Below are 12,115 nucleotides of genomic sequence, written 5' to 3'. Positions count from 1 at the left end.
GAATTGTGATCAGTTCAGGTGACCAATCGTACCCAAAATAGCGTTGATTTGTGCTTTTTCCGGGCGGTAGCTTCTAGGGGCGTCCTGTAAGCTTCCGTTGCTCAACGAGCCGGCACAAGTCAGGCGAAGGATGCCAGGGTTTTTGTCGGTCGGCTTCAAGTAAATCATCACCGTATCCATGGTTTCCACTCTATTATTATCGTCACTGGCAATAGTCAGTTGCATCGGGTTGAGCTGTACATCGGACAGAACGCCGTTATTAGCTTCTGCAAAGAACACTTTGCCGACGGTTTTTTGGTTTTGCGCAACCATTTCACTGCCGATTCTTACTTTGGACACAATAAATTGATCGGGGAAGATCCTTTGTTCGTGATCTTCCACTTGATTGACTTCAAGTTCACAATGCTGATCCAATCGGCTGAAACTGCTTCTTGTTGTGACTTTTCCAAACTGAATGAACACACGCGTCGCATTGGCTGGCACAGTAAGGGTTTGGTTGAGTTGAAAGCTATCTTCCGCTTGAACATCCATAACCGATTTGGGCGGTGTAAGAGAACAAGCGGTTAGGCCTAAGCCTAAAATAGCTGCCAGTGAAACAAGCTTAAATGGTGTGGATTTTGATACTATCATGGCAAAACTCCTCGACACGAGCAATTTAAGTGTTTATTATCTCCGACTTTTTTGGCGCGGAGTGGTTTTTTTGTGAAAAAAGACTAATAACGAATGTGCTATAATTAACTGTTTTTATTAATGATTTATGATTTTAACGCCGATGCCTCGAGTAAGAGCGTTAAGATAGTTTGGAAGTTTGCTATGAGTGGCCAAAAAGGAAGCACATCAAATCGTTCTATCGATAAGGATATGACCCACTACGACGTGATTGTCGTAGGGGGTGGTCATGCCGGTACGGAAGCGGCTTTGGCTTCTGCAAGAATGGGGGTGAAAACCCTATTGTTGACCCACAATATCGACACTTTGGGTCAGATGTCTTGCAACCCGGCGATTGGTGGAATCGGTAAAGGGCATTTGGTTAAAGAGGTGGATGCTCTGGGTGGTGCGATGGCTCTTGCGATCGATCAAGCAGGCATACAATTCAGAACCCTGAATGCTTCCAAGGGGCCTGCGGTACGCGCGACTCGTGCGCAAGCGGATCGTGTACTTTATCGCCAGGCCATTCGTTCCCTATTGGAAAACCAGCCTAACTTATATATTTTTCAGCAGCCGGTTGAAGATATGCTGATTGAGGGCGACAAGGTTGTTGGTGTCGGCACTAAAATGGGATTGTGGTTTTATGCGCCGCAAGTGGTGTTGACTGTCGGGACTTTCTTGGCAGGAAAAATTCATATTGGACTACAGAATTATGAGGGTGGTCGTGCGGGTGACGAACCGGCGAATCGCCTTGCGGCAAAACTGCGTGAATTGGATTTGCCAGTAGGACGCCTAAAGACGGGTACGCCGCCGAGAATTGATGCGCGTACTGTTGATTTTGACGCGATGCAGATTCAACCAGGCGACGATCCGATGCCTGTGTTTTCTTTTATGGGAACGCGCGAGATGCATCCGCAGCAAATGCCTTGCTATATTACTTACACCAATGAAAAAACACATGATGTGATTCGAAATTCATTGGACCAATCTCCTATGTACTCTGATGCCGGAGAAATTGACAGTGTTGGTCCGCGTTACTGCCCTTCCATTGAAGATAAGGTGATGCGTTTTGCCGATAAAGACCGTCATCAAGTATTTATTGAACCGGAAGGTTTGACATCCATCGAGCTTTATCCAAACGGTATTTCCACTAGCTTGCCTTTTGATACCCAGATGCAAATCGTGCGTTCAATGAAAGGGATGGAGCAGGCGAGAATCCTACGCCCTGGTTATGCGATTGAATATGATTATTTTGATCCAAGGGGCTTGAAGCCAACCTTGGAAACCCGTGCGATTAACGGTTTGTTTTTTGCTGGACAAATCAACGGAACGACAGGTTACGAAGAAGCTGCCGCACAAGGGTTGTTGGCGGGAATGAATGCCGCCAGAGCCGCACAGGAAAAAGATCAGTGGACACCGCGCCGAGATGAAGCCTACATGGGTGTGCTGGTTGATGATTTGATTACTTTGGGAACTAATGAACCTTACCGAATGTTCACCTCTCGTGCCGAGTACCGTTTGATGTTGCGTGAAGACAATGCTGATCAGCGTTTGACGGAAATCGGTCGTGAATTTGGCTTGGTGGATGACGCACGCTGGGCGGCGTTTGAGCAGAAGATGGAATCCATGGATAAGGAAATCGAGCGTTTGAAACAAACGTGGATTTACCCTCATCACGCAGAGGCGAAAAAAGCAGAAGCTTTGATGGACTTGCCTTTGAGCAAAGAGCAAACATTGTTTGAGTTGCTGAAACGTCCTAATGTGCGTTACGACGCTTTGGCGACGCTAGAAATGTTCGGTGAGACGGTTGATGATCCTCAGGTGGTTGAGCAGATTGAAATCGAAGCGAAATATTCGGGCTATATTGAGCGCCAAAAGCTGGATATCGAAAAGCTCCGTCGTTCAGAAGAAGTGAAAATTCCAGAAGACTTGGATTTGGACAAAATTTCCGGGTTGTCTAACGAAGTGAAGCAAAAGATTCGCGATCATAAACCGGATACGATTGGCATGGCATCGCGTATTTCAGGAATTACGCCGGCGGCGATTTCTATTTTGCTGATTTATATTAAAAAGCACCGCCAAGCGGCAAAAACGGTTGCATAGGTAGAAAAAGAATTCATGTCTCAATCCTATTTTGATCAGCTGGCTGAAGCTTATGAAGCATGGGGGTTGGAACCATCTCCCCCAACCTGGCAGAAATTGGTCGACTATTTGGCATTGCTACGCAAGTGGAACAAGGTTTATAACTTGACGGCGATTCGTGACGAGCAAGAAATGTTCGTTAAGCATTTGTTGGATAGTTTGGCAGTTGCGCCTTTTATTGATAGTGAAAGGTTGATAGATGTCGGTACCGGGGGTGGTCTGCCAGGTATTCCGTTGGCGATATTGTTTCCAGAAAGGCAAATTGATTTGCTGGACAGTAACAGTAAGAAAACCCGTTTTCTGATTCAGGCGAAGGCTGAGTTAGATCTTCAAAATACTCAGGTATTCCATATGCGAGTAGAAGATTATCAGCCGGAAACTTTATATGACGGAGTCGTCTCTAGAGCGTTTGCGTCTTTAGATGATATGCTGCACTGGACCGGGCATTTACTGAAAGAAAATGGCTACTGGTGGGCAATGAAATCACAGAAAACACAAGATGAGCTAGCGCAATTACCTAATTTTGCTAGAATAACGCAAGTTTTCGAATTGCAAGTGCCTCATTTGCAAGCAGAAAGAACCCTAATTCAAGTGCAGAAAATTTAGAGTGTCTAGGTGATATGAGTCGGATCATTGCAATCGCTAATCAGAAAGGCGGCGTCGGAAAAACGACTACCAGTGTTAATTTGGCAGCTGCATTGGCGAGAATGAAAAAGAAGGTTCTGCTAATCGATATGGATCCGCAAGGTAACGCCACAGTTGCTATTGGCGTTGATAAGGATGAGATAGAAGTCTCAGCTTACGATCTCTTGCTTGGTGAACTGAAAACCAAAGATGTTATTCTGCCAACCGAAATCGAAGGACTGGATCTCATCGGTTCTAACAGCGAATTAACCGCTGCCGAAGTTGAGCTGATTGAAGAAAGCAAAGGTCCAAAACGTCTACGTAAAGCTCTCAAAAAAGCCGTTGATCATTACGACGCTATCATTATTGACTGTCCTCCAACCTTAAATATGCTGACATTGAATGCCTTGACCGCGGCTGACGGTATTGTTGTGCCTGTTCAGTGTGAGTTCTTTGCGCTGGAAGGCCTATCGGCGCTAATGGATACCATTGAAGCGGTGCAACAGGACTTGAACTCGGATTTACATATCGACGGTTTGTTGCGCACTATGCATGACCGTCGTAATAACTTGGCGAATGATGTATCTAATGAGTTGGTGGCGCACTTTGGTATGAAAGTGCTACAAACGATTATCCCGAGAAATGTTCGGTTGGCTGAGGCACCAAGTCATGGTGAATCAATTCTGGACTACGATATTGGATCAAATGGTGCAATTGCTTATTTGGCACTGGCGAATGAGTTGATCCGAAAAACTAAGATTTAAAAGTTTCATTAACGGAAAAGCGGACGAAAAAGATGGCAAAGAAAAGAGGAATGGGACTAGGTGGTGTTCGTGCATTGTACGGCGCTAAGCAAAAAGCGGAATCAAATGTTTCGGACCTACGCATCGAAAAAGTTTCCATTGATCATTTAAAGCCGGGGGTTTATCAGCCACGTTATAAATTTGATCAAGAATCTTTATCCGAGTTGGCGGATTCAATTCGTTTACAAGGTATCGTTCAGCCAATTGTTGTCAAAGTGTCCGATGAAGACAATACCTACGAAATTATTGCGGGTGAGCGCCGCTGGCGTGCTGCCAAAATTGCAGGGTTAACGTCTGTTCCTGTTGTTATCCGTCAAGCTGACAATCAAGCAACGCTGGCAATGGCGTTGATTGAAAATATCCAGCGTGAAGATCTAAACCCTATTGAAACCGCACTTGGTCTGAAGCGATTGATGAAAGAATTTGACCTAACACAGCAAGCTGTTGCAGATGCTGTAGGGCGTTCGAGAACAGCTGTGACCAATCTATTGAGATTGTTAAAGCTTCCAGAAAAGGTACAAGAGTGGTTGCATAATGGCGATTTAACCATGGGGCATGCTAGAGCTATTATTACCCTGCCGGAAAATTTGCAGCTGGAGTTAGCGCAAAAGTCTATCGCCAAGAATTGGACAGTGCGAGATATGGAGCAGGCGGTTCAAGCTATTCTGGTGCCTAAAAACTTGAAAAAAGCGAAGAAGCCTCAGCTTGCTGCACACTACCTTGAAAAGCAGGAGCAGATTTCTGAGAAGATGGCGACCAAGGTTAAGATTAATCATGGCGCGAATGGCAAAGGAAAAATCGAGCTACCCTTCTCTTCCGAGGAAGAGTTGCAGCGTTTGCTTGAACACTTGAGCTAAGCAAAGGTGCGAAAAGATAAATGATATTAATGACACTAAGGTGTGTTTGAGCATATTTAGTGTCATGAGTCATTGTTATAACTATATCTAGTGGCTTCATAAAAATAGTTTGAATACTACTAGATTTTAGTTATAGAAAAAGCTATCATTTCAAGCCGTTTTGATTTGGATATTGGCACTGAAATAATGTGTCAAACAGAGTTAGAAATTTAACGTGAAAACAGAAGAAAAAAGAGTTGAAGAAACCTCTTCCTCGAAGCAAAAACCTGCGTTAAATTTTTTGCTGATGGGTGCCGGGTCAGTGTTTACCAGCATGATTGTTGCTGGTTTCTTGGTTGGATATGTATTTGACCAATTGTTCAATACGACGCCATTGTTTTTGCTAGCTTGTGGTGTATTGGGCTTTATCGGCGGCATTATGAAAATTCATAAGCTGCTTGGAAAAATGGATTTAATGGAATTGCCTGAAAAGCTAAAAGAGACAGGTGATTCAAAAGTGGAAGAACAAAGCAAAGATGCAAAATAGGAGCATGTCTCAATCTTTGATGATTCAAGGATTGATTGGACTGGTAGTTTTGGTCGCTTTTGCTTTTAAAGGACTTTGGGCTTCTGCGCTTTATGGGTTGTTTATAGGGCTAGTGAATGTGGTTCTTCTGGGGTGGACTTTCCAGAAGGCGAATCAGCGCGCGGCAGAAAACCCAAAAAGTGGAATACTGATTTTATATCTTAGTGCGGTTATTAGATTCGTTCTTTTAGCTGTGTTATTTGTATTAGGGCTGTCGCTCCTGAAACTTGATCCAATGGCGGTCGTTTTAACCTTTGTGTTAATGCAGGCTGGCCAAATGTTCAATTTGAAAGGCAAGCGGCGTTTGACTGACTAAGGAGAAAGACCTTGAGTACTGAAAAAATGGGTACTGTCGAGTATATCCAGCATCACTTGACCAATAATCATATTGGTGAAGGTTTCTGGACATTTAACCTAGACACTATCGTTGTAAGCTTATTGTTAGGTGCGTTGATTATTTTTGTAGCAGCACGCCTTGGAAAAAGATTAGAAACTGGCACGCCAGGTGGATTCCAAAACTTTGTAGAAAGTATTTTGGATTTCGTTGCGACCAATGTCAGAGATGCTTTCCCTGGTCACAATCCGTTGATTGCGCCACTTGCATTGACCATCTTCCTTTGGGTATGGTTGATGAACTTCATGGACTTGATCCCTGTTGATTTACTTCCTTATTTGTATCAAATCGTTACTGGTGACTCTCATGCTCACTTGAAAGTTGTACCAACAACTGATTTGAACACAACTTTAGCAATGTCTTTCACCGTATTCGTTTTGATTTTGTTCTACAACATCAAAGTAAAAGGTGTGGTTGGTTTCATCAAAATGTTCCTATTCCACCCATTCGGTAAGTTTTTTGTTCCTGTAAATGTCGTTATGACGTTTATCGAAGAAGTGTCTAAGCCACTATCGTTGGCGCTGCGTTTGTTCGGTAACATGTTTGCGGGTGAACTCGTATTCCTATTGATCGCTTTGATCGGTGGAACTTTGGCAGTAGGTGCTGCTGCTTTATTCTGGGCACCATTACAAGCTTTGCTAGATTTAGGTTGGTTGATTTTCCACTTGTTGGTCATCACCCTTCAAGCCTTCATCTTCATGGTGCTAACAATTGTTTATCTTGGAATGGCGCACGAAGACGACCATTAACAAGTTAGGCAAGAAAGGAATATAGAGGCTGCACATTAAAGTCTCTAAAGGTTTTAAGCAACCTACCTGTCAAACCAATAGGTAAACCGCTTTTTATTTAACTATTAACTTTAACTTTAAGGAGTAAACTAAATGGAAGCTCAATTTATTGCGGACATTTATGCTGCTACGGCAATTGGTGTTGGTGTTATCTTGGCTGCTGCTGGTCTAGGTTCAGCAATTGGCTGGGGTCTAATCTGTTCTAAGACGCTAGAAGGTATCGCGCGTCAACCAGAAATGCGTCCTGCTTTGATGACTAACATGTTTATCTTTGCTGGTTTGATGGAATCTTTCCCATTCATCATCCTAGCATTCGCTATGTGGTTCTTGTTCGCTAACCCATTCGTTGGTGCTATGAAAGCTGCTTTGGGTGCATAATCCAAAGACTTTTTATACCCATAATTTTTAATAACGAATGGCGAGGTAACCACCGTGAGTATTAACGCAACGCTTCTCATCCAAATTATCGCTTTTGCGCTATTGATTTGGTTTGTGAACAGAGTGCTGTGGGGGCCGCTTTCAAAGTTAATGGAAGATCGTCAAAAGCGTATCGCTGATGGTCTTTCTGCTGCAGAGAAAGGTAAGCATGAGCTTGAATTAGCTGAACAGAAAGCAAAAGAAATTTTGAAGGATGCTAAATCTCAAGCTCAGAACGTACTAAGTCAAGCTGAAAAACGTGGTTCTGAAATCGTAGAAGATGCGAAAGTAAAAGCTGCTGAAGAAGCTGACCGTATCAAAGCTGCCGCCCAAGCAGAATTAGAGCAAGAAGTAAGTCGTGCTAGAGAAGAGCTTCGTAAAGAAGTTTCTGGACTAGTGGTTGAAGGTGCAGAGAAAATTCTTAAGAAAGAAGTTAACGCTGCAGCACACAACGACATGCTTGAAGCCTTAGTAAAATCAATCTAAGGAAACTCTATGGCAGAATTAATAACAATTGCTAGACCCTATGCTGAAGCCGTTTTTGCGGTAGCGAAGGAAGAAGGTAAGTTAGATGCTTGGTCTGAAAGCCTAGCAAATCTAGCCGCAATTGTTTCTGACGAGACAATGCAAGCTTTTATGGCGAATCCTGAAACTCAGGATTCTCAAGTATCTGAAGTATTCACCGCGGTTTTGGGTGGAAAAACAGATAAAGAGCTAGATAACTTACTGTCTGTGATGACTGAAAACAAACGTTTGCAATCATTGCCTTTCGTAGCTGAATTGTTTGAGGACATGAAAGCTATCGAAGATAAAAAGGTGAGAGCAACGGTTATTTCAGCACGCGCAGCAACGGTAGAGCAGAAAAAGAAATTAAGTGCTGCTTTAAATGCTAAGTTTGATGCCGAAGTTGAGATTACTTACGAAGAAGATTCTTCATTGATCGCCGGCATTAAAATCATCGTAGGTGACTGGGCTATTGACGGCTCAGCACTATCGCAGTTAAACAAACTTGGCGCAGCAATCGCCCAATAATGGAGAGGAACACACATGCAATTGAATGCCTCTGAAATTAGCAGCCTGATCAAAGACCGAATTAAAGGTTTTGATGGCGCAGCAGAGTCTGGCAGTGAAGGTACGGTCGTTAGCATTGCTGACGGTATCGCACTTATTCACGGCGTATCAGATGTAATGTATGGTGAGATGGTTCAGTTCGATGAGAACACTTTCGGTATGGCGCTTAACCTTGAGCGTGACTCTGTTGGTGTTGTTGTATTAGGTGAATTCGAACACATCTCTGAAGGTCAAAAAGTGACTTGTACTGGTCGTATTCTGGAAGTTCCAGTTGGACCAGAAATGATGGGTCGTGTTGTTGATGCACTAGGTCGTCCAATCGACGGTAAAGGCGCTATCGACACTAAAGTAACATCACCAATCGAGCGTATCGCTCCTGGTGTAATCGACCGTAAATCTGTTGATCAACCAATGATGACAGGTATCAAGTCTATCGATTCAATGATTCCAGTTGGTCGTGGTCAGCGTGAGTTGATCATCGGTGACCGTCAAACTGGTAAAACAGCGATCGCGATTGATGCAATCATTTCCCAAAAGAACACAGGTGTTAAGTGTGTTTACGTTGCAATGGGGCAAAAAGCTTCTACTGTTAACAACGTAAGACGTAAGTTGGAAGAAATGGGCGCGATGGATAACACTGTTATCGTTGCAGCTAACGCTTCAGATCCTGCGGCACTTCAATACATGGCTGCTTATGCAGGTTGTGCGATGGGTGAATACTATCGTGACCGTGGTGAAGATGCTTTGATCATCTATGATGATTTGACTAAACAAGCGCAAGCTTACCGTCAAGTATCTCTACTATTACGTCGTCCGCCAGGACGTGAAGCTTTCCCAGGTGATGTATTCTATCTACATTCACGTTTGCTAGAGCGTGCTGCTCGTGTAAGCGCTGAATACGTAGAAAAATTCACTAATGGCGAAGTAAAAGGTAAGACTGGTTCTTTGACTGCTCTACCTATTATTGAAACTCAAGCAGGTGACGTTTCTGCTTTCGTACCTACCAACGTAATTTCGATTACAGATGGACAGATTTTCCTTGAAACAGGTTTGTTCTCTCAAGGTATCCGTCCTGCTGTTAACGCTGGTTTGTCTGTATCCCGTGTTGGTGGTGCTGCTCAAACTAAAGCAATCAAGAAATTGGGTGGTGGTATCCGTCTAGACTTGGCTCAATATCGTGAATTGGCGGCATTCGCTCAATTCGCATCTGATTTGGATGCAGCGACTAAGGCTCAGCTAGAACGCGGTAAGCGCGTTACCGAGTTGATGAAGCAAAAGCAATATGCTCCGTTGACTATTGCTGAAATGGCTACTTCTCTTTACGCAGCTAATGAAGGCTACCTTGATGATGTAGAAGTCGAAAAAGTATTGGATTTCGAAGCAGCGCTTCACGCGTTCATGAACTCCGAACATGCTGACCTAGCCGCTAGCATCAATGCTAAAGGTGATTGGAACGACGACATCGTTGCAGGCGTAAAAGCTTGTATCGAAGCTTTCAAAGCTAACGGCGTTTACTAAAAGGGGTAGTCCATGGCAGGCGGTAGTAAAGAAATACGGGCAAAAATTGGTTCCGTAACAAATACCAAGAAAATCACAAAAGCCATGGAAATGGTGGCTGCTTCTAAAATGCGTAAAGCGCAAGCTCGCATGGAAGCAACTAAGCCATACGTTGAAAAAGTGAAAAGAGTGATTGATCACGTTGCGAGTGCACATCCTGAGTATAAGCACCCTTATACCCAAGCACGTGAAAACGTGAAGCGCGTTGCGTTGGTCATGATCTCTTCTGATCGTGGTTTATGTGGTGGTTTAAATTCAAACTTATTCCGCAAGGCCTTACCAGCATTAAAACGCTGGCAAGAAGCTGGGGTTGAAGTAGAACTAGCACTGGTCGGTAATAAGGCGCAGACATTCTTCCGCTCTTATGGTGGAAATGTCGTTGCAACTGTTTCGGATTTAGGCGATGCCCCACACTTTGAAGATTTAGTTGGAACCATTAAAGTGGTTTTGGATCGTTTTGAAGATGGTGAAGTCGATGAAGTTTATTTAGCTTCAAATGAGTTTGTAAACACCATGTCTCAAAACCCAACCATTGAAAAATTGATTCCGATTCAATCAGAAGCACCTAGCGAAACGCATTGGGATTATCTGTATGAACCTGATGCAAAAGCAGCATTGAACTTGTTAATGCGTCGCTATGTGGAAGGCACAGTTTTTGGTGCGGTGGTTGAGAACGCAGCATGTGAGCAAGGTGCTCGTATGATCGCGATGAGAAATGCGACTGACAACGCTGGTGAGATGATCAAGGAATTGAAGCTTGCGTACAACAAAGCACGTCAGGCAGCAATTACTCAAGAACTGGCTGAAATTGTTAGTGGTTCATCCGCAGTATAAGTTTGAAAGATTTCAATAAAAGGTTAAAGATTATGAGTGGAAAAATAGTACAAGTAATCGGCGCGGTTATCGACGTCGAGTTTAAAGGTGCTGATTTACCAAAGATCTATGACGCTTTGAAAGTTGAAGAACTAGGCTTGACGCTTGAAGTTCAACAACTAATCGGAGACAACCAAGTTCGTGCAATCGCGATGGGTTCATCTGATGGTCTTAAGCGTGGTATGGCTGTTACCAATACTGGTGAGCCAATCTCAGTACCAGTTGGTAAAGCGACACTAGGTCGTATCTTCGACGTTCTAGGTAACCCAATTGATAATGCGGGTCCTGTTGACGCAGAAGAGAAAAACACAATTCACCGTCGTGGTCCTAAGTTCGACGAACTAGCAGCTTCTCAAGAATTGCTTGAGACAGGTGTTAAAGTTATCGATTTGATCTGCCCATTCGCTAAGGGTGGTAAAGTTGGTCTATTTGGTGGTGCCGGTGTTGGTAAAACCGTTAACATGATGGAATTGATCCGTAACATCGCGATTGAGCACTCCGGTTACTCAGTATTTGCTGGTGTAGGTGAGCGTACTCGTGAAGGTAACGACTTCTATTATGAAATGGAAGAGTCTGGAGTATTGGATAAAGTTGCTCTAGTTTATGGTCAGATGAATGAGCCACCAGGTAACCGTCTACGTGTTGCTTTGACTGGTTTGACTATGGCTGAGTACTTCCGTGACGAAGGTCGTGATATCCTGTTCTTCGTAGATAACATCTACCGTTATACGCTTGCTGGTACGGAAGTATCTGCATTACTAGGTCGTATGCCGTCTGCGGTAGGTTATCAGCCAACTCTTGCAGAAGAGATGGGGATGATTCAAGAGCGTATTACTTCAACTAAAACTGGTTCGATCACTTCGATCCAAGCTGTATACGTTCCTGCGGATGACTTGACTGACCCAGCGCCAGCAACAACATTTGCTCATTTGGACGCGACTGTTGTATTGAACCGTGCCATCGCTGAAACAGGTATTTATCCTGCGATCGATCCTCTAGATTCAACTTCTCGTCAGCTAGACCCACAAGTTGTTGGTCAAGAGCATTATGATGTTGCACGTGGTGTTCAGCAAACTCTTCAACGTTATAAAGAGTTGAAAGACATCATCGCGATTCTAGGTATGGATGAACTATCTGAAGAAGATCGTGCAGTTGTAGCGCGTGCGCGTAAAATGCAACGTTTCTTCTCTCAACCATACTTCGTAGCGAAAGTTTTCACTGGTGAAGATGGTCGCTATGTAGCTCTAAAAGACACAATCCGTGGTTTCAAAATGATTCTTACCGGTGAGTTGGATCATATTCCTGAGCAAGCATTTATGTATGCTGGGGATATTGATGAAGTTTTAGAGAAAGCTAAAAAATACGAAGGTTAATTG

14 protein-coding genes are annotated in these 12,115 nt (G+C 43.7%); 13 read left to right on the top strand and 1 reads right to left on the bottom strand.

Translation table 11 applies throughout. The annotated features are described in order from the left end of the window. Positions 1–9: 9 nt before the first annotated feature. Positions 10–630, bottom strand: a complete 621-nt coding sequence (locus HVMH_RS11595; RefSeq protein ID WP_029911637.1) for a hypothetical protein — start codon at positions 628–630, stop codon at positions 10–12. A gap of 183 nt (positions 631–813) precedes the next feature. Between HVMH_RS11595 and mnmG the strand changes: the two genes are divergently transcribed. From mnmG to atpD, 13 genes are all read left to right on the top strand, one after another. Continuing rightward, a complete protein-coding gene (gene mnmG, locus HVMH_RS11590) occupies positions 814–2,751 on the top strand; it encodes a tRNA uridine-5-carboxymethylaminomethyl(34) synthesis enzyme MnmG (protein WP_248618487.1) in 1,938 nt (645 codons plus the stop codon). 15 nt (positions 2,752–2,766) lie between these two features. Beyond that, on the top strand, positions 2,767–3,396 hold the full coding sequence (gene rsmG / locus HVMH_RS11585; protein WP_051623077.1) for a 16S rRNA (guanine(527)-N(7))-methyltransferase RsmG: 630 nt from the start codon (positions 2,767–2,769) through the stop codon (positions 3,394–3,396). A 14-nt stretch (positions 3,397–3,410) separates the two neighbouring features. Then, positions 3,411–4,178 carry a ParA family protein gene (locus HVMH_RS11580; RefSeq protein ID WP_029911646.1) on the top strand — a complete coding sequence of 256 codons (768 nt, stop codon included), beginning with the start codon at positions 3,411–3,413 and terminating at the stop codon, positions 4,176–4,178. 32 nt (positions 4,179–4,210) lie between these two features. Continuing rightward, positions 4,211–5,074, top strand: a complete 864-nt coding sequence (locus tag HVMH_RS11575; protein ID WP_029911649.1) for a ParB/RepB/Spo0J family partition protein — start codon at positions 4,211–4,213, stop codon at positions 5,072–5,074. 214 nt (positions 5,075–5,288) lie between these two features. Next, positions 5,289–5,600: an AtpZ/AtpI family protein gene (locus HVMH_RS11570; protein WP_029911652.1), complete on the top strand. Its 312-nt coding sequence runs from the start codon at positions 5,289–5,291 to the stop codon at positions 5,598–5,600. Positions 5,601–5,619: 19 nt separating this feature from the next. Next, a complete protein-coding gene (locus HVMH_RS11565) occupies positions 5,620–5,955 on the top strand; it encodes an ATP synthase subunit I (protein ID WP_232087839.1) in 336 nt (111 codons plus the stop codon). A gap of 11 nt (positions 5,956–5,966) precedes the next feature. Then, positions 5,967–6,782: a F0F1 ATP synthase subunit A gene (gene atpB / locus HVMH_RS11560; RefSeq protein ID WP_081822741.1), complete on the top strand. Its 816-nt coding sequence runs from the start codon at positions 5,967–5,969 to the stop codon at positions 6,780–6,782. 132 nt (positions 6,783–6,914) lie between these two features. After that, on the top strand, positions 6,915–7,199 hold the full coding sequence (gene atpE / locus HVMH_RS11555; protein WP_024852123.1) for a F0F1 ATP synthase subunit C: 285 nt from the start codon (positions 6,915–6,917) through the stop codon (positions 7,197–7,199). Positions 7,200–7,253: 54 nt separating this feature from the next. Next, positions 7,254–7,724, top strand: a complete 471-nt coding sequence (locus tag HVMH_RS11550) for a F0F1 ATP synthase subunit B (RefSeq protein WP_029911663.1) — start codon at positions 7,254–7,256, stop codon at positions 7,722–7,724. A gap of 9 nt (positions 7,725–7,733) precedes the next feature. Further along, positions 7,734–8,270, top strand: coding sequence for a F0F1 ATP synthase subunit delta (locus HVMH_RS11545; RefSeq protein WP_029911666.1), 537 nt, complete (start codon positions 7,734–7,736; stop codon positions 8,268–8,270). A gap of 15 nt (positions 8,271–8,285) precedes the next feature. Next, on the top strand, positions 8,286–9,827 hold the full coding sequence (atpA, locus tag HVMH_RS11540; protein WP_029911669.1) for a F0F1 ATP synthase subunit alpha: 1,542 nt from the start codon (positions 8,286–8,288) through the stop codon (positions 9,825–9,827). A 12-nt stretch (positions 9,828–9,839) separates the two neighbouring features. After that, a complete protein-coding gene (gene atpG / locus HVMH_RS11535; RefSeq protein WP_029911672.1) occupies positions 9,840–10,700 on the top strand; it encodes a F0F1 ATP synthase subunit gamma in 861 nt (286 codons plus the stop codon). Positions 10,701–10,729: 29 nt separating this feature from the next. Then, positions 10,730–12,112 (top strand): F0F1 ATP synthase subunit beta, encoded by a 1,383-nt coding sequence (gene atpD, locus HVMH_RS11530; protein ID WP_029911674.1) that lies wholly within the window; start codon positions 10,730–10,732, stop codon positions 12,110–12,112. The last annotated feature ends 3 nt before the right edge of the window (positions 12,113–12,115 follow it).

The sequence above is a fragment of the Hydrogenovibrio marinus genome (genome assembly GCF_013340845.1).
Lineage (GTDB): Bacteria > Pseudomonadota > Gammaproteobacteria > Thiomicrospirales > Thiomicrospiraceae > Hydrogenovibrio > Hydrogenovibrio marinus.
The sequence above is the reverse complement of the archived record's forward strand: the minus strand, read 5'-3'. Positions and strand labels throughout refer to the sequence as shown.

Coding starts and splice junctions, on each gene's coding strand:
- atpE (WP_024852123.1), top strand. CDS start 6,915: ATGGAAGCTCAATTTATTGCGGACATTTATGCTGCTACGGCAATTGGT.
- HVMH_RS11545 (WP_029911666.1), top strand. CDS start 7,734: ATGGCAGAATTAATAACAATTGCTAGACCCTATGCTGAAGCCGTTTTT.
- HVMH_RS11580 (WP_029911646.1), top strand. CDS start 3,411: ATGAGTCGGATCATTGCAATCGCTAATCAGAAAGGCGGCGTCGGAAAA.
- atpG (WP_029911672.1), top strand. CDS start 9,840: ATGGCAGGCGGTAGTAAAGAAATACGGGCAAAAATTGGTTCCGTAACA.
- HVMH_RS11595 (WP_029911637.1), bottom strand. CDS start 630: ATGATAGTATCAAAATCCACACCATTTAAGCTTGTTTCACTGGCAGCT.
- atpA (WP_029911669.1), top strand. CDS start 8,286: ATGCAATTGAATGCCTCTGAAATTAGCAGCCTGATCAAAGACCGAATT.
- rsmG (WP_051623077.1), top strand. CDS start 2,767: ATGTCTCAATCCTATTTTGATCAGCTGGCTGAAGCTTATGAAGCATGG.
- HVMH_RS11565 (WP_232087839.1), top strand. CDS start 5,620: ATGATTCAAGGATTGATTGGACTGGTAGTTTTGGTCGCTTTTGCTTTT.
- mnmG (WP_248618487.1), top strand. CDS start 814: ATGAGTGGCCAAAAAGGAAGCACATCAAATCGTTCTATCGATAAGGAT.
- HVMH_RS11575 (WP_029911649.1), top strand. CDS start 4,211: ATGGCAAAGAAAAGAGGAATGGGACTAGGTGGTGTTCGTGCATTGTAC.